At 43.1% G+C, this 18548-nt stretch carries 13 protein-coding genes and 1 pseudogene; 6 read left to right on the top strand and 8 right to left on the bottom strand.

Annotation, left to right across the window (positions count from 1 at the left end):
- Positions 1–438: 438 nt before the first annotated feature.
- From GPLA_RS10755 to GPLA_RS10745, 3 genes are read right to left on the bottom strand one after another with little or no spacing between them, the layout of a single operon-like run.
- Complete coding sequence (locus tag GPLA_RS10755; RefSeq protein WP_007104944.1) at positions 439–3615, bottom strand: efflux RND transporter permease subunit; 3177 nt, start codon at positions 3613–3615, stop codon at positions 439–441.
- 2 nt (positions 3616–3617) lie between these two features.
- A complete protein-coding gene (locus GPLA_RS10750; protein ID WP_007104943.1) occupies positions 3618–4976 on the bottom strand; it encodes an efflux RND transporter periplasmic adaptor subunit in 1359 nt (452 codons plus the stop codon).
- Positions 4969–6279: a TolC family protein gene (locus GPLA_RS10745; RefSeq protein WP_007104942.1), complete on the bottom strand. Its 1311-nt coding sequence runs from the start codon at positions 6277–6279 to the stop codon at positions 4969–4971. The genes GPLA_RS10750 and GPLA_RS10745 overlap by 8 nt, the downstream gene beginning before the upstream one ends.
- A 420-nt stretch (positions 6280–6699) precedes the next feature.
- Here GPLA_RS10745 and GPLA_RS10735 point away from each other — a divergent pair, with 420 nt between their 5' ends.
- Positions 6700–6924: a hypothetical protein gene (locus GPLA_RS10735; RefSeq protein WP_007104941.1), complete on the top strand. Its 225-nt coding sequence runs from the start codon at positions 6700–6702 to the stop codon at positions 6922–6924.
- Between the two features lie 415 nt (positions 6925–7339).
- Positions 7340–7525 (top strand): annotated as a pseudogene (locus tag GPLA_RS10730) (IS4 family transposase); the annotation flags it as partial.
- A 335-nt stretch (positions 7526–7860) separates the two neighbouring features.
- On the opposite strand, the gene GPLA_RS10725 reads toward GPLA_RS10730, so the two are convergent.
- The 3 genes from GPLA_RS10725 to GPLA_RS10715 form a co-directional block, all read right to left on the bottom strand.
- Entirely contained in the window at positions 7861–8445 is a 585-nt protein-coding gene (locus GPLA_RS10725; RefSeq protein ID WP_007104939.1) for a class I SAM-dependent DNA methyltransferase, read from the bottom strand.
- 123 nt (positions 8446–8568) lie between these two features.
- Complete coding sequence (locus tag GPLA_RS10720; RefSeq protein ID WP_007104938.1) at positions 8569–9471, bottom strand: sulfotransferase domain-containing protein; 903 nt, start codon at positions 9469–9471, stop codon at positions 8569–8571.
- A gap of 276 nt (positions 9472–9747) precedes the next feature.
- A complete protein-coding gene (locus GPLA_RS10715; protein ID WP_007104936.1) occupies positions 9748–11676 on the bottom strand; it encodes a glutathionylspermidine synthase family protein in 1929 nt (642 codons plus the stop codon).
- Between the two features lie 278 nt (positions 11677–11954).
- On the opposite strand from GPLA_RS10715, the gene GPLA_RS10710 reads away from it, so the two are divergent.
- The gene (locus GPLA_RS10710; protein ID WP_007104935.1) at positions 11955–13052 is read left to right on the top strand and encodes a mechanosensitive ion channel family protein; all 1098 of its coding nucleotides are present in this window, start codon (positions 11955–11957) and stop codon (positions 13050–13052) included.
- Between the two features lie 125 nt (positions 13053–13177).
- Here the strand turns inward: GPLA_RS10710 and GPLA_RS10705 are convergent, their stop codons facing one another.
- Positions 13178–14041: a LysR family transcriptional regulator gene (locus GPLA_RS10705; protein WP_007104934.1), complete on the bottom strand. Its 864-nt coding sequence runs from the start codon at positions 14039–14041 to the stop codon at positions 13178–13180.
- Between the two features lie 171 nt (positions 14042–14212).
- Here GPLA_RS10705 and GPLA_RS10700 point away from each other — a divergent pair, with 171 nt between their 5' ends.
- On the top strand, positions 14213–14965 hold the full coding sequence (locus tag GPLA_RS10700; RefSeq protein ID WP_007104933.1) for an outer membrane protein: 753 nt from the start codon (positions 14213–14215) through the stop codon (positions 14963–14965).
- Between the two features lie 50 nt (positions 14966–15015).
- Complete coding sequence (locus GPLA_RS10695) at positions 15016–15372, top strand: antibiotic biosynthesis monooxygenase family protein (RefSeq protein WP_040514407.1); 357 nt, start codon at positions 15016–15018, stop codon at positions 15370–15372.
- Positions 15373–15519: 147 nt separating this feature from the next.
- Here the strand turns inward: GPLA_RS10695 and GPLA_RS10690 are convergent, their stop codons facing one another.
- The gene (locus tag GPLA_RS10690; protein ID WP_007104931.1) at positions 15520–15738 is read right to left on the bottom strand and encodes a transposase; all 219 of its coding nucleotides are present in this window, start codon (positions 15736–15738) and stop codon (positions 15520–15522) included.
- 332 nt (positions 15739–16070) lie between these two features.
- Between GPLA_RS10690 and GPLA_RS10685 the strand changes: the two genes are divergently transcribed.
- On the top strand, positions 16071–18482 hold the full coding sequence (locus GPLA_RS10685; protein WP_007104930.1) for a TonB-dependent receptor: 2412 nt from the start codon (positions 16071–16073) through the stop codon (positions 18480–18482).
- The last annotated feature ends 66 nt before the right edge of the window (positions 18483–18548 follow it).

Here is an 18548-nt window from a genome sequence, read left to right as displayed (position 1 = left end):
AAGTTGACTTAAACTTTAATCCGATTGGTATTATTTAATGCAGTGGGCGGACTATTCATGTTCGCTTACCTGAACCAAAACACGACAAATCGTAGTATTTACTTATCAGATCTTCAGAAACAAATTATATAACCTCCAACTCACCTTAGCAAAATAAAAGCGAGGAACATATTGACACTTATTTGCTTAGTGAAAACGCTCCGAGTGTGCTTGTTGATTCTGGCCAATTGACAGATATTGATCCGTTTAACCATAAAGGGTTAGGGGAGCTGTCATGAAGTGCGTGGCTATCTACCTATTGATAGTCATCTATAACTGGCACAACAGACGGGCAGTGATTTGCTAAGTAAAGCCATTTTCGTTTAAGCCCTAAGCAGATCAAGAAAAGTACCTTACCGACATCAAAAGTCACTAAGGTACTTTCTACTTTTTAGAGGGCTAGCTGGCTGTACTGTTATTAAGCAGATAGAGTTTTCTTTCTTTTGACGCCTCTTGGAACTGTAAAATAAAGCTATACATGACGGGCAATACCAGTAAGTTTAAAATTAAAACGGTTAACATGCCACCCAGCATAGGCGCAGCAATTCTGTGAGTGACGTCAGAGCCCGTTGATGTACTGAGCATGATAGGGATTAAGCCCGCCATAGTTGAAATTGCCGTCATAGCAACCGGCCGCACTCGTTTTGAGGTTGCTGATAGTACTGCATTTTTAATTTCGTCTACCGAGAGCGGTTGTTCGCTAGCGGCGCGGCGCTGTGCTATTTCATTATCAATAAAACTCAATACCAATACACCAATCTCAGCAGCCATTCCGGCCAGAGCTATAAAACCGACAGCAACACCGACCGACATATTGTAGTTATTGATATAAACCAGCCAAATACCACCAACCAGTGCAAATGGCATAGACATCATGACGACAACAGGTTCGATTACATTGCGGAAATTAAGGTAAAGTAGTAAAAAAATTAAAAATAATGTCGCAGGCGCAACAATACTCAAACGCTGTGCGGCTCGCTCCATATATTCAAATTGTCCAGACCAAGTAACCGTATAACCAGCAGGAATGTTAACCTTTTCAGCTAATACTTTTTTAGCTTCACGAACAAACCCCCCAATATCTGAGCTGGCTATATCCACATAAATCCATGCGTTCGGACGGGCATCTTCACTTTTTATAACGGGGGCGCCACGTCGATAAACAAGATCTGCCACCATAGCCATAGGAATTTGTGTCCCTGTTGGCGTTGAAATTAATACCCTTTTAAGGGTCTCTAAGTCATCGCGCAATTCCCTTGGGTAGCGTAAATTGACTGGGTAACGTTCCAGACCTTCAACAGTCTGCGTAATATTCATGCCTCCAATTGCACTTTGAATCACATCTTGTACTGCGCCTACTGTTAAACCGTAACGTGCCGCTTCTTCACGTTTCACATCAAAATCAAGATAATAACCACCCACAGTACGATCACCAAAAGCTGAGGTAGTTTCAGGTATGCCTTTCATTGCCTGTTCAATATCTTTTGATACTTTTTGCAATACAGTTAAGTCAGGGCCAGAAACCTTGATGCCTACCGGCGTTTTTATGCCTGTTGATAACATATCTATTCGCGTTTTTATCGGCATGGTCCAAGCATTGGCCACGCCGGGAAAGTTTATGGCTTTGTCCATTTCAGCCATCACTTGAGTGGTTGTTTTACTGGGATCTGGCCACTGTTCTTTAGGTTTTAAACTAATAGTCGTCTCTACCATAGACAAAGGTGCGGCGTCAGTAGCGGATTGTGCTCGACCCACTTTACCAAACACGTGATGAACTTCAGGAAAGGTTTTCAAAATTTTATCACTTTGTTGTAAAAACTCTTTCGCTTTGGTGATCGATATGCCCGGAAATAACGTGGGCATGTAGAGTATATCGCCCTCATCTAGTGGCGGCATAAACTCACTGCCTAGTTTGGAATACGGATAATAAGTCACCGCAAGCAAAGCGACAGCTAACGCTAGGGTAATACCTCGGTATTTCATCAAGAGAGTCAGTGCAGGCTTGTGCAATTTGTGTAATACACGGTTAACGGGGTTTTTATGTTCTAGCATTATTTTTCCCCGTAAAAAGTAGCCCATCATGACTGGCACTAGTGTTACGGCCAATATTGCAGAGGCTGCCATGGCATAAGTTGCGGTAAACGCTAAGGGACTAAATAACCGTCCTTCCTGGGCTTGCATGGTAAAAATAGGTAAAAATGAAACGGTAATGACCAATAACGAAAAAAATAGTGCCGGGCCCACTTCTCTGCTGCTATCACCAATCACTTTCCACCTTTCGTCATTAGTGAGTTCGCGGCCTTTTTCTTCACGGACTTTTGCTAAACAGGTATGGGCATTTTCTACCATTACAATGGCACCATCAACCATAGTGCCTATCGTAATAGCAATGCCACCAAGGGACATGATATTGGCATTTAAACCTTGTAACCGCATGACAACAAATGCCATCAGAATGCCTAAGGGTAGGGTGATGATAGCGACGAAGGCGGAGCGTGCGTGTAATAAAAACATAATGACCACTAAACTGACAATGACCAGCTCTTGCAGCAAAGACGTGTTTAAACTTTCTACCGCTCGTTCAATAAGGTTTCCTCTATCATAGACGCTGATTATCTCAACGCCTTCGGGCAAACCAGCCTTAAGTTCATCTAGTTTTGCACGCACTGCTTGAATGGTTGCCAAGGCGTTTTCACCAAACCGCATAATGACAACGCCACCCGCGACTTCACCCTCGCCATTTAGATCTACCACACCACGACGCAATTCAGGCCCAATATGAACATGGGCGATATCTTTTAAACGAACAGGTATGCCATCAGCCGTCACGGCAACAGGGATCATGTTGAGATCTTCAATTGATTTTATGTAGCCTTTGCTGCGCACCATGTATTCAGTTTCAGCCATTTCAATTAAACGACCACCGACGTCTTTATTTGACGTTTTTATGGCCATTTTTACTTTATCAAGCGGGATGTTGTAGCGCGCCAAAGCGTTGGGGTCCACATCCACTTGATATTGTTTAACAAAGCCTCCCATTGAAGCGACTTCAGCAACGCCATCCACTGTTTGTAAGGGATAGCGTAAATACCAATCTTGCAGTGAACGTAACTGAGCTAAATCGTGCTGGCCGGTTTTATCGACTAAAGCATATTCGTAAACCCAACCGACCCCTGTTGCATCAGGACCAAGTGTCGGCGTAATACCTTGAGGCAATCTACCGCTCACATAATTTAACGACTCAAGTACCCGTGAGCGTGCCCAATACATGTCAGTATTATCTTCAAAAATGATGTAGACGAAAGACATACCGAAAAAGGAATAACCCCGTACCACCTTAGTGTTGGGAACCGCTAACATTGAAGTGGTTAACGGATAGGTCACTTGATCTTCAACCACTTGTGGTGACTGTCCTGGAAATTCGGTAAAAACTATAACTTGTACATCAGAAAGATCAGGGATTGCGTCTAAAGGCGTGGTTTTATAAGCAAATAACCCTACTAACGTAATAATGATGGCCGCTAATATCACCATAAACCGGTCTTTTAGTGAGGCTGAAATGATGGCTTCAATCATAATTATTGCTCCTTAGGCTTCACATCATTGACACTCGGCATATCCATGGCTGGCATTTTAGTTTCATCGCTATTTTGTTTCTGCAATTGTTCAAGCATTTTTTCGGTTGCTTCACGCAGTGATGATTCAGAGTCCACCATAAATTGTGCAGAGGTGACGACTTCTTCGCCCGCTGCTAAACCAGAGATCACCGCAACAGTGCCGTTAGACTCTATGCCTAATGTCACTAACCGCGGCTCAAACTTGCCGGGCGCTGATACAACAAAAACTTGAGATCTTTCGCCTGATCGGATGACTGCTTGTGCGGGAATAACGACAGCGTTTTCAATAACATCAGAATGAATGATCACTTCTGCAAACATATCAGGGCGTAATAATTGCTTTGGGTTATCAAAAATAATTCTAACTTGTGTAGTACGTGTTTTTGATTGTGCATAAGGGTAGATGTAAGCTAACCGCCCAGCGAATGTTTTACCGGGAACACTGGCTAACGTCATTTCCACCTCATCTCCCACTTTTATCCAAGGTAATTCATATTCATACACATCTGCATAAACCCATACTTGGCTCAAATCAACCACCATATATAATTCAGTTTTAGGGGTTACATATTGACCTTGTCTTGAGCCAATGCGGATTACAGTGCCTTCCACGGGAGTATGAATGTGCAATTGTTTTTTAATTTTTCTGGTTTTTTCTAACTCGTCAATTTGATGTTCTGCCACGCCAAGTAACACCAAACGCTCTCTGGCACTTTCAACCATTTCTTTAGCACCGTGCCTAACATCTTCAAAGGGGCTATTTTGAAGGGATTTAAGGCTATTTAATGCGAGTAAATACTCCTGTTGAGTTGACACTAATTTAGGTGAATATATGCTGACCAATACATCGTTTTTTTCCACTTTTTCACCGGTTTTATCGACTTTCACCGCTTCAATCCAACCTTCAATTTTAGGGTGTAAACGCGCCATATTTTGCTCGTCAAAATCTACTCTTGCTGAAGCGCGAATTGTTCTACTCATCGACTCTCGCTTCGCAAAAGAGGTCCGCACGCCAATATTTTGCACCACAACAGGGTCTATTTGCACTGTACCTAACACGGCTTCACTGTCTGATTCACCCGCATAAACTGGCACATAATCCATACCCATTGAATCTTTGCTTGGTACGGGTGAAGTAACCGATGGATTCATTGCATTTCGATAGAATAACGGCTGTTCTTTACCTGTGGTAACAACCTGGCTTTGCTGTGTATTTGCTGAATTTTCAGTGCTATCCATTTCGTTTCCAAAAAGTACATAGCCAACACCGATCCCAACACTTAACATAATAATTGCACTGACTAATGTAGATTTATTCATAAATACTTTCCCTTCCAACCGAAGCTTGTAAACTTGCTAACGCTTGATTGCTTTGTGAAACAGATTGCCAGTACTGCAATTCATAGTTGAATAACGTCACTTGGCTACGTACTAAATTTAGAAAATCAACTTCGCTGACTTGATAACCGGCCAACATTGATTGCACCGTTTGTCTGGCCTGGGGCAATATTCCGCTTTCAAATAATGATAGTTGTTGTCGTGAGCGACTATAATTGGTGGCGTTAGTCGCGATATCTGCTTTCACCTGATTCATCTCATCGTAGTAGGCGTATTTCGATTTAAATTTTTCTTTAATGCGTTGCTTAACTTTGTAGGACTGCTTTGTACTTGCATATAAAGGGATCTTAATTCCCAATTTTATCGAAAATAAGTCAGCTCTATCTCCCCCCATATATGGTGGATTCTCTCCAGTTCTATTGCCGTATGTCACACCAACATTGAAATCGGGGTAGTATTCTTGCTCAGCCAATTTAAGGTTTGATTTAGCAGCTGAAATAAGCGCCTTATGTTTTTGCAAAAGCGGTCGAAATTGGCTAGCCAATTGATACAATTGTTGTTCGGATAATATATTTTTTTCCACCAAATCAATTTTATTGGGTAAACGAATGGTATTTCGAGGCGCAATATTCATGAGAACATTCAATCTAATGATTTGATTCTCTCTTAAGGCTACTATTTGAATATTTTTATCAATTAATTTTGATAACTCTAGTTGAGATAACAATACATCTTGTTGTAGTCCGTCTCCTGTGGTGTATTTGGTATTTGCTATTTCAACAAATTGTCTCAGTAAATTTTGGTTTCTATTTACTGTTTCTATTGCCCGATCCAAATAAAAAATTTGCCACCATTTAATACTCACGTTGCTGGCTAACAACATGCGCATTTCTGTTAAATCAAAATATGCGGCTTTGGCGTTAAACTTGGCGGCTTCTTCTTTTAAATCCAACTTCCCTGGAAATGGGAATGCTTGCGAAAAACCAATTTGTAGTTGTGTCATACCTTCTTGACTGCGCTCAAAACTGTCGGTTGGAAAATTGACGGCTCCCAAACTTAATATTGGATCTGGTAAGGTCCCAACTTGTGATGGCAAACTTTTCATGGCCTCATATCGTGCCTGCATTTGCGCGAGATTAGGGTTATTTTCTAGCGCTAGAATAATTGCATTTTGCTCAGTTAATACACCGTATCCAGAGTAACTACTTTTATTTAACTGTTTGGCAGCTAAATGAGGGGATAATAATAAGACTGATATTACCAACACAAAATCTATCACTTTCATATGTTCATCCTATTAGATGTTTTTGAGCTTTCAAAAATTGTTTTGTTAGGATTTTTATGGGTATTTAAAACAGGAACTAACCGAGAAGAGTTTACAGTCAATCGGCTTGGAGACATTGACTTGAGACAATTGCGCTACTATCAGTGGCTATTCATACTGTGTTTATTGAAGTCAGCATATGTCGATTTGTTTTATGGTTTGTGTTTGAACGGCAGTCGTTGAGAAATCATTTAGACTTAGCAATGTCTGAGAATCGCTGTGAGTTCAATCGATGGACGCAACGCAACGCGACGGAAAGTGGTCTTGCGTAAAGGTGTACGTTAACCACATATTATTTGCCGAGATTGCACTATCAAAGCTAAATGCACTACACCATTAAACGAACCAAGGAAAATGAAACATTAAATCCACGAACATCTGATGCAGCAACGGCGCGATGATAATCGAGATATACCCGTTCTGAAAAAACTAACCGTAGAGCATCCGTTTAGAACGATTAAAATGTGGATGGATTCGACACACTTCTCAATGGGGCATAAAAAGAATGTGAGCATCGAAATGAGCTTAAATGTATTGTCTTACAACCTGAAACGACTGATGACCATAATGGGAACAACTGGATTGGTGGGATCCATCAGAAAATAAAGGCGAATTTAACCTTTGTTCACTCTGTAAAACCGCATTAAAACATCAAATTCACCATAATCGACTCACCTTAATACAACAAAACTAGAATGCAGTGCGAACCCTGATAATTGGTGATTAACTCATTCAGTCGATAGAGTATCGCCCACGGCAGGATCTAGCGGTTATTCGGTGCTCTTTCAAAGAGCGATCCTAAATAGCAGTAATAGACGTTCATGGTTTATCAGTTATTTGACAACTTGAGTAAGAATTTAACGGCAGATTTGTTCAAGCAGTAATTGACTTTTTAACGCGTCACTCTGACGAATTTCCCGTTAAACTTGAGCGGAAACAATAATATAGACACGCATGGCGCTATTTGATGTTGTTTATCAAGGATGGGCATTTCGCCAAAAACTAACCAGATAACAACCCCATGCGTGATATTGATATCTTACAGGCTTTGCTTGCAAAGCAATGCCCCAATTTACATGCGAAAGGCCTTTCGTCCCTCATGGTTGCCACACAATCTTTGCTTGATGGACAACAACTGTCGTTAACCGAATTAGGCCGTAACATTGCAGGCTCGGTCGCCCCAAAACACAACATAAAACGTATAGACTGATTGCCCTGCCTCATCGCTCAGCAGCAAAATTGGGCGCGAGTATTGTGACTATCTCTCAAGGTCAGGGCCAATACTACTCGTCATCGGCGCGTATTATCCATTATAAGGTTAGGTAGAGAGGTCAGAAAAAGAGCTTCGGATTACAAGATAAATGCAGTTCAAATCAGCTGGGCTGCCTTTTACCTTAAGAGCATCAATATATTTGCTTATTTTCACAAATAAGGGAGACCATATCTTATGGGGGGACTCCCCAGCGCCGCCGTAACCGGTCGGAAAACTGCGAAGCGGTTTGGAGGTCCAGCCCACGTAGTGGGCGATAGATGACGACCTTGTTAGGCATTTTTTCCAACAGCCATTAATACCCTCATGGTGCCTTTTGAACTATTCATTTCAAATGAGTTTTTCACTTGAATATCAATGAATTCATTTTCTTTGAGGGTACGTAACACTCTATTTTGAGACAACCCTGTTTCGGATGAATCTTCGTCTGAAAGCCAGTCCCACTGCACAAACATACCGCCCTTTTTCAGAAGAGACTTTAATAGCACAAGTGTCATTTCATAATCAGGTAAAAAGCCACAAACTGATGATGCTACGATTAAGTCAAACTTATTGGACAAATACGGATTGCTATCAACCAAATCCTGAGTTAGGAAGTCTGAAATAGCCGAAACATTACTTAGGTTTTTCTTAGCTAAGATCTTTATCATTTCTGATGAGCTATCAAGGGCTACTATGTTTTTTACCCTAGGGCTAAGAAGCTGGGCAAGGGTGCCAGTACCACAACCAAAGTCCAGTACAGATAGACCATCAAGTTCAATGACACTAGAAAGTTCGTCAAAAGCATTATTGGCATATTCTTGTACCGAGGGATCAACATCCCAGCCCTCGGCATATTCGTCCCATTCATTGCTCAATGCTGTTTCTCCTATGGGTAAGCGACCAAATCAGATGAATGCCTAGGCATAATGACTCCCCAAGAACAAACTGTAATTTGCTCTGACTAATTGCTTGTATGGATAATAACTCACGTAAACACATTATTTGAGCTCACCAGTGGCAAACCAATGTGCGCAGTCGGGGCCGAGCTCCGACTCGGCACGCTGTTCATAATTCATTGTCTGCTCCGCAGAAAGCACATCACGCCACCGGCCATTCGTGCCTTTGTGAATAAAGGTTTCCGCACCTCCTTCCCAAAACGCCCCACCAAGAGGGACACTCTTGGTGGCATTAGCCTTCATATAGTCAAAACTGCAATGCTTTAATATCTTGTCCCACTTCGACTCTTCGATGGACGTGCCAATGAATTCTGCAATGCGGCGAATTTCTCCAGGCATGTCTGACTTCAAATTTGCAAAATGCACCATGTGTACATTCGGTAAATCACGGATCGCCCACCAAGTGCGAGCATTGTCCCAGAGCGACCAAAATGGAAAGCCATCTTGATCCAGCCAGTCATCAAAATACTGGGAGATCGACGAGCATGGTGGTTCGATTTCCGGGCCAACTCTGCCTTGGGTCTTGTTAAGGGCGTCGTACCAAGCCGTGTTCGCATTTAGATGGTGGTTGTATAGACTCCAGACCACATCGCGTCCATCTCGACCGATGTAGATATACTTAGCCCTTTCTGAAAAGACCAGGGCATCCACAGGTAAGTGCGATTTTATGAATCGACGATGTGTCTGTGCCTCGATTGCCGGCAACTTGACTTCTTTTGGTGGAACGCGCAAGTCCATCCAGGGCGACATTGCAGCGACTTCCAAGCCCTCCTCAGCTGAAAACAGAAGCTGGGACACGATTTGCTGTATCCAGGTCGTCCCTGATTTTGCATAGGTGGAAATGACAATGTCGTCGTCACGAAAAACAAAATCATTCCAGATTGTCGAATCGAAATGGTGGCTGTGAAGCTCTCTTGTCTTCACTGGGTGATCAACTTTATTCATTAGGTCATCTCCTTAGTCTACAAGTAGCGCATAAAGCCTAGGGCTAACGAATCCCCTCATAAACTTAAGCGGAAACAATAATATAGACACGCATGGCGCTATTTGATGTTGTTTATCAAGAATGGACATTTCGCCAAAAAACAATCAGATAACATCACCATGCACGATATTCGTATCTTACACGATTTACTCAAAAAACAATGCCCAAATCTACATGCAAGGCGCCTTGTCTCTCTTATGGTTGCAACGCAATCATTGCTAATTTTAGCGTCATGATCACAGGGTTAAAAATGCCTGATCGTCTAGGGTGCGAAGTGCCATACAGTCGCTGTCTTTGCCAATGATCATCGATTTATCTACGCGTACGTTACTGCCTGCATAATGGCCTGCTGCAGTGAAGGTGCATATTTGCACGTAATAGTTATCGATTTTAGGCAAGGCAAACAACTGTTGATAGATTTGCTGGCGCTCTGCAAATGCCCCGCCTTTGTTTGCTAATACCTGATTGTCTGCATCGATAAGCTGAATATTTTCACCGCAACGACCGACTATGGGTTTGCTTACATAACCTGTTGCTTTGAGCTCGTCGCTTAGCTCGAAACTGGTGTTAAGCAATAGGGGATGATTGGGAAACAAAGACCACAGCACTGGCAGTATCGCTTTGTTACTGGGTATAAGTGTCCACAGTGGTTCGTACACCATAATGTCATCATTGAGCAATACATCTGAAAGTTCCACAATCTGGGGTTGGGTTACACGAGCTTGGTGTGATTCAAGCGCCTCTTGTTCTTCCTCTTTGCGTAATTGATTTAATGCGGTTTCCCAAGCCCAGGTTTTCCATACCCAACGAATAGGGTTGCCATGCTGATCAAGGATTTCTCCTTGTTCGCCAAAGGTTAGCGTGCTTAATCCGATGACTCTGACACAATTAAACCCCGCAGCTTCTATCGCTTTTTTCATAAATAGCGCGTGATAGTCTTCTTCAGGGTCGATATCTTGTAACACATGGATAGTGCCGTTTTGCACATCAACCACATCACATTCTTGCCATGCCTTGACTAACGCTTTAAATAGATCAGCGCCATTATCGTCACCGCTTTTTATGCCTAAATGCCACGCCCACTTACCTTGTACTTTGCCTGCTTCCATATAACAAGAAGCTGAGTCACAGTTGTATTCATAGACTTTTAATCCTTGGTCCGTCATGGCAAAGTCAAATCGACTGGTGATCAGCTGGTTGTTACGGTTATCCCAAGAGCGCATTACTTTTGCTAATATTGCGCTGGGTAATGCAAAAGAATGCAGCAGTTCTGGGTGTTGCAATACATAGTCTGTGGCGTGCATAAACAAACCGTGTAGTTCGTCGGTTGCAGATTCCAGTGAGTCTACGGCGCTTTGTGATACTGCAAAATATTTGAAATAATCTTCTTCTACTGAGGTCAACCAATGGCCTTTCATCATATCCACGTAGGCTGCTTCATCTTCATTGGCTATGTTCAGCCACGGCCGGTCAATGCAATCTGAGGCATTGTGTTCGGTCAATTTAATTTTAAAAAGAGCGGGATTTTCTTCAGGCAGTTGTACACTATGACGGGTGTCAGGCGTCTGAATGACCCAACCCAAAATGCTTGAGCCGGTATAAGCGCACTTTAACCAGTAGTCACCTTTGGCGCCTATTTTGGCTTCAATTTCCCGAGAATAAGATTGTCCTGCCGGCCAGGGGGTAAAATTCATGTTCTGCTCAGCCACACGGATCTTGTCATCAAAGACTTCTGTCACGATGGCAATATGGCCAGTGTGCTCGAACTCACCGCCTTCATCCCAGATGAGCATACAACCGACTTCAGGACGGCGAAGCGAGCCGTTGGCAAAGGCATTCAGTGGTAGCTCAGTGCTGTTTACCACGTCACGGATAGCGCGCAACTTGAATATTTCATAGGCCATGGACACATCATTAAAAACGAGCCCTAAATTGATATATAGCCAACGCCTTGCAAATTCGACGCACTGCCATTTGTAGCCCATATAAATACCGTCATAGTAACTACGAAATGCCTTGCGATTTGGATATTGGGATCCATCGACGCTATCGTAATCTGATGAATAGCTCACTACGCCTTCTGCGGTTGTGCCCTGTATTGCACCAAAAGGTAATGAATGGGCTTTGTCATTTATCGACAGAGATTTGGTGTGTGGCTGTAACATGAAAATAGTCCTCAAAATGTCGATTATGGGCAAGAGCAAATTGCTTGCTTACGCCCGTGAAGATGATTGAAATAAGGTACTTAAAAATAATATTCAGTAGACGTATCACCTAGGTAAAAAGTCACAGGTAAACATTTACGTTTAGATCGTCACATTTCTACAGTGGGATAGCGACGGGCATCACGTGCAGCAAATAATTGCTTGCGTGCCCCCACAAACTGCTATAAATAGCCCCTTCGGTTATACTTTTTACTTCGAACCACTTTTGGAATACAAATATGTTAGAGCAATTCCACACGGCGATAGCGCCGTTTTTAACGTTTTTTGGTGACAACCCTTATACCCAAGCTGGGCTTGTTATCGTGCTGTCGTTTGTTATTGCTTCGATTTTTAAATATGTGTTGATAGCAGGTTTAAAGGCGCTGATTGCGCGTATTAATGTCGGTGTAGACAGCAGTTTCTTAACGTTATTGCACACGCCGATTTATTTCAGTTTATTACTCATGGGGTTTTCAAGTGCGGCACTGATATTGTCACCAGGGGATCTCTACGCCCATATTATTTTTTCTGCATTACAATCTGTCGCTATCCTTATTTGGTCAGCGTTTTTTCTGCGCGCGAATCATGCGTTATTGAGCAAGATAGCCGGTAACCCAAGGCGCTTTCATGCGGTCAATAACAAAACATTACCCTTATTCTTAAACTTAGTGAATATCATCATTTTGGTACTGGCAGTTTACTTTGTGTTCTCTGTTTGGGGAGTAGACATGACCGCTTGGCTAGCGTCTGCCGGGATCGTCGGTATTGCTGTGGGTTTTGCCGCAAAAGACACGCTCGCTAATTTGTTTTCTGGGGTGTTTATTATGGCTGACGCACCATACAAAATAGGTGATTACATCGTGCTTGATTCAGGAGAGCGCGGTGAAGTGACGCATATTGGAATGCGCAGTACACGCATGCTAACCCGAGAAGACGTTGAAGTGACTATTCCCAATTCGGTGATGGGAAACTCCAAGATCATTAACGAGTCAGGAGGGCCCCATGAAAAGTCACGGTGCAGAGTACCAATTGGCGTTGCTTACAACGCCGATATCGATGAAGTGCGCGAAGTACTGATGCAAATTGCCCTAGCGGAAAAAGAATATGTTTGTGAAGAGCCGGAACCAAGAGTGCGCTTTCGCCGTTACGGAGCGTCAGCGCTGGAGTTTGAATTGCTGGTTTGGATCAACAAACCGGCTCTAAAAGGGCGGGTAATCGATATTTTAAACAGTGAAATATTCAAACAATTTAACACCCACAGCATTGAAATACCCTATTCAAAACACGATCTGTATATTAAAGAGATGCCTTCAAGACACATTGAAACTAACGAATAGGACACCTCAGCCTGAATATTCGAGGGGCTTACGCGCATTTAAATGTGTCTTTCAACACGGCATACCACAGGCACTTGGTGTGCTGGTTTACAATGCGTGATAGGTTTTTTTGATAAAAACGTACGTTAAGATAAGTCTCGCTCAGCCAGAAAACGAACCAGTTGTAAGGTTAAATTTTCTCGACGAGAGGTATCCGGCCAAAGGGCGTAAAGCCCAAGGGGCTTGATTTCCCAATTAGGTAAAACATGCACTAAATTCCCTGACTTTATTTCTTGTGCCACCAAATGCTCAGGCAGTATGGTTAGCCCAAGATTTTGGTCGACAAAGTGTCTCAGTGCTCCGGCACTGTTCATGCTAACGCGTGAATTTCCGCTAATGGTAACCGTATCGCCTTCTTTGGAATAAAACTCTGTGCTGCGTGAACGCATATCGAAGTGTACCCAATCCCAGTTTTTCAGATCCGACGGGTGTTTTGGTGACGGGCGAGCGTCACAGTATGCTTTGCCCGCCACGAGAAAGCGCCTGCTTTCACCGAGCCGTCGAGACATCATCGAACTGTCTTCTAACCACCCCGCGCGTATACACAGGTCTAACCCTTCTTTGAGTATATCGACTTTTTGGTCTGTGTAATTTAGCGAAAGTGCCACTTTGGGATATTGCCGCGCGAATTCAGCAATGGCAGATGAAACGGCAGATGATGCTAAAAATGCCGGAAGTGAAATTTTGAGTTCACCGATCAATTCCTGTGAACGTGTGTTTAATTCGTTCAGCCCTAATTCTGCGCTCTTTGTAATATTGGCAACATGGGCATAGAACTTCTGCCCTTCATCCGTGAGGAAGAGCTTTCTTGTGGTGCGATAAAAAAGTGTGACCCCTAAGTACTTCTCAAGATCTGACACAGTTTGACTAACACGAGATGGGGCGATGCCTAGCTCTCGAGCTGCGGCTCGAAATGCCCCTTCGTCGACCACTTTTACGAAAACTGCCATATGCCGTAGGTAATTAATCATTGTTCTGTATTTCGGAATAGTTAAATGCGTTTATTGTGCATATTCATACCAATTTGTAAACGCTATATTAGCGTCGTCATTCGCACTAAGCACATTTATTCGCTGCGCTGTTAGTTGAGTCAGAGCAGAACCACATTTATTGGAGTTACTATGAAACTGGGTAATACAAAGTTGGCTTTGGCCATCACACTGGCAACTGCTTTGCCTTCATTGGCATATGCGCAAGATGTGCTAGGGGAGGCAAGCGCGCTAGAAGGGTTTTATGCCACCGCGCATTTAGGCTATAGCCAACAAGCACGCGATTCTGAGGCGTTTGGTAATAATATCGCTGTAGATACTGATTTCCCTAGTCAGTTTGACGCTGGTGATGGCGCCGTTGGCGGGATAGGTATAGGTTATGTATTTGACGATAGGTTCCGCGTTGAAGGCCGTATCAATCACCGTGAAGGTAGCTTCTCGGAAACGAAATTTGGTACCGGTACCCGAGATGGGCAAGAGTATATTTTGAATGGCAATATTGAAAGTACCACTTTTACGGTGGAAGGCTTCTATGATTTCGCCAATAAAACGGCCTTTACACCTTATATTAAAGTTGGTCTAGGAGTATCGGATAACCGTTATTCAGCCAAACTAGGCGGACAGGGGGTCGCTGCTTTTGATGCCTTTGATGGTGCCGCAGATGGCTACTATGATGCCTACTCTGATGGCGACTCTACTGACTTTAGTTGGAATATTGGATTCGGTGGTAATTATCAAATAACTGAAACCGTGAGTATGTATGGCGAGTACCAATATGCCTCGTTTGGTGATGTTAATACAGGGCAAGATTCATTTACGGACGGCTTTAAAATTGACGACATAGCGAGTCATGAAGTTGTGCTCGGTATTCGCGTTAAACTGTAAATAGTTATTTTATTTATTCCTTATTAGTTATTCATTTCACGGAGAAAATGATGAAAAAATTATCGAAAATGATATTCGGTTTATCTGTACTGGCCGTAATGCCGGCAATGACCTACGCAGAAGTGATTGAAATTGCTACTTTCAAATTAAAAGACGGGGTGAGTTACCAGCAATTTGCACCACTTGATAAAGCAGTGGAAACGGAACACGTTGTGAAACAACCTGGGTTTATTTCCAGAGAGGCCGCGAAAGGTCAAAATGGAGAGTGGTTAGTCGTTGTGCATTGGGAATCTGAAGAAGCGGCAGAGGCCTCGATGAAAAGCTTTATGAATGTTAAGGCGGCCGGCGATTTTATGTCGCACATAGATGCCTCAACAATGAATATGAAAAACTATACAAAAGAGTAGAGCTTATCCGCTATTCGCGCTTATTCATCCTGAATACCGGCATGTGATATTCAGGATGATTCTGCGTTAAGTTGAATATTTAGTTTTCCATATGCAGCTTAAATTTAATACCCGACATACTGCTGGATAGCATAGGTGTATTTATGTTTACGGATAAATGCGGTAAAAAGCGTCCGGAAAGTGTGTAAGTCCATCTACCGAAACAATTGGCGTATCCTGCATATCACGATTGTTAATATCGACCAGTACTGATAACCAGACGCTAGTGCTTTCGTTTTCTGCTCGGTTCAAGGTCAATGCAGCCTTGACGTCATTTAGCTTCAATCCACAGCGCTTCTTGATTAAGGCGTCTGAACATTCATTCAATTAATCTCTTAAACTACCCGACCTTGGGTGTTCATAAATCTTTGTATTTACGCAATATTGTTATTTTTTAACGTATGTTCCCAGTATGTCGTCCGCCGATAATATTCAACGAAGTCATCTATTAGCCAGTAGTCATTGGACTTATCCGGGGCAACCCCAAACGTTCTGGGCGTTAATGTAATGTTAATAAAATGTCATGTGGAATACATTCTTTGGAATGAATGTTTTGCCCTTGGACAGTTTATATTCTATGCAAGTTTCCGAATGTTCTTTGGCTAAGTGGCGAATGATCAATTTGGATTCATTACAAATTGATCTAACAGGAGACCATTATGCCAAAACGTACGATTAACTTTCACCGGTGCCCAAAGTTACCAGCAATAGGTATTTTACTTTCAGTTTTTCACACCGCGGCCTACGGCCAAGTCGAGGTGATCGAAGTCACTGCACAAAAGCGTTCTGAACCGCTAAAAGAAGTGCCTATCGCAGTGACCGCTTTCACTGGGAAGTCCATGGAAACATTAGGCGTTGCAAACGCGAGTGATTTGGTAAATGTGACACCGGGTTTTTCGTCTGCTACTCAGCAAGGTTCAAATAGAAATTATTTTCTACGTGGTGTTGGGACCAGCGATGTGCATATCACCGCTGCATCTGCCGTGGGTCAGTATTTTGATGGTGTAACACTTACCAGTGGCTTTCATGCAAAAGCGGCCTTATTTGATATGGAGCGAGTAGAGATCCTAAAAGGACCGCAAAACACCTTGTTTGGTTTAAATACAACCGGTGGTGCTGTTAACTACATTAGTAACAAGCCGCAAATTGGTTATGGTACAACGGGCAAAGCGAGCTTGAAACTGGGGAACTATGGTCATACCGAAGCAGATTTAGCCGTCGGGTTTGACTTGACTGATGAGTTAGCTGCACGTGTTGCCATTCAAAGCATTGACGATGACGGCGCTTTCAAATCCGTCAGTAATGGGCAAAGGTACGGTGATGATGATAGCCAAGCAGCGCGCATTGCCTTTCTATGGGAGCCATCAGACGCATTAAGTGTAACGCTTAACATGCATGGCTTAAGTTCAGTTAACAACAGCACGGCGATCAAAGCGGTAGGTACGCGTTCGGCAGATGGCTCGGGCGGTTTATGTGCCGATGCGCCGACGGGAATAGTTGATTTTGAGAAGGACACTAATTGCCTCAGTCGAGATGGCGGTGGGTCGGGGGAACTGGCATCTGATCCGTCAACAGGCGATTGGAATACCACGACGCAGGACATTGGGTATGAAGAACTTGATACCCGAGGTGCGTATTTAAATATTGATTACGAGCTACCATGGGCCGTTCTCACATCAGTGACTTCTTGGGATAACCTTAAATTTAAAAACGCCAATGACAATGATGGTGGCGACACACTCGGTCTGAGCACCTTTCATCAAGATGATCGAGATACGATACAACAAGAGCTGCGTTTAGTTTCTACCGGGGAAGATGATTTTCGCTGGATAGCTGGATTATATTACCTTGACGACGACGCCACATCCTATACAGCTTTAAGGGGAGCCAGAGGGTCGTTTCAAAATGGTTTGCAAGTACCAAATGTTCAGTTAGATCACACTAAAGAAAACTTCAGTGTGTATTTTCAAGGTGAATATGACTTCACAGATACGTTAACGCTTACCGCTGGGGTTCGTTGGTCCGACGAGAAAATTGAAGGGCACTATTTGCCTTCTTCACCAAATGTGGCGGGTGATCCCACAACAACTATGTATTTTACCAATGAGATAGCGGCATTAGTTGCCGCACAAAATCCAGGAACGCCTGAGTACGATGAAAATGGCTATGAAATAGCCAGACAGGTTACGCAAATCCTCGAGAACAAAGATGTTGGTTACACTGTCAAGTTAGATTACAAAGCAACCGAAGATTCGTTAATTTATGCCAGCATGTCGAAAGGGTTCAAGGGCTCAGCCTTAGATACGCGACCCGTATATGCACTCGTCCCGGTTGCTAATGTCCTTTCTGGCCTTGCAGAAACAAAGCTTGAACCAGAATCATTAGATGCGTGGGAAATCGGTTACAAAAGAGATTTCTGGAACAACCGTATTCAAATGGATGCAGCTGCATTTTTCTATTCTTATACAAATCTACAGCAGTTCGTGACTGCTAGAGGTGTTCCAACACTTGATAACGCCCTTGAATCGGAAATTAAAGGGATAGATGCCAATGTGAAATACGCAGGGGATAACGGTTTGTTTATTCAGGCGGGAATTTCGTTACTTGATTCTGAAATAACAGATGTGGGCGACAGTGAAAACTTCTTTGTAGGGGCGGAGTTGGGCAACGCGCCAAGTGTTTCATTGATGCTGCTTGCGTCGCAAGAATATGAACTAGAAAATGGTAGCTTGCTAACCTTAACCAGCAATATATCTCATACCGGAGAGCAGGTTAAAGGCACGCCAACTAATGGTAATAACATGGTTATTGATCAGTTATCCACCGATGCCTACACCTTGTTGAACGCCAACATCAGTTACAACTTTGGCGAGGACTTACAATACAAGTTTTCGGTGTACGGTAAAAACCTGACGAATGAACGCTTCTGCAGCGGATTATTAATTAACGACGGTAACGCAATATTGCGCGAAACGACAAACGCTCAAACAGATATTCACATGAATGTATTGTGCCGGGTGACTAACGCGTCTACTCGTACATACGGGATTTCGTTCGGTGTTGAATTCTAAGTAGCCAGTCGTCATTTTTATACCCTTGGATACCACTTTGTACTTTCGGGCAAAGTGGATCTGATC

This window comes from Paraglaciecola polaris LMG 21857 (genome assembly GCF_000315055.1).
Taxonomy (GTDB): domain Bacteria; phylum Pseudomonadota; class Gammaproteobacteria; order Enterobacterales; family Alteromonadaceae; genus Paraglaciecola; species Paraglaciecola polaris.
This window is presented reverse-complemented; position numbering and strand designations above follow the sequence as displayed.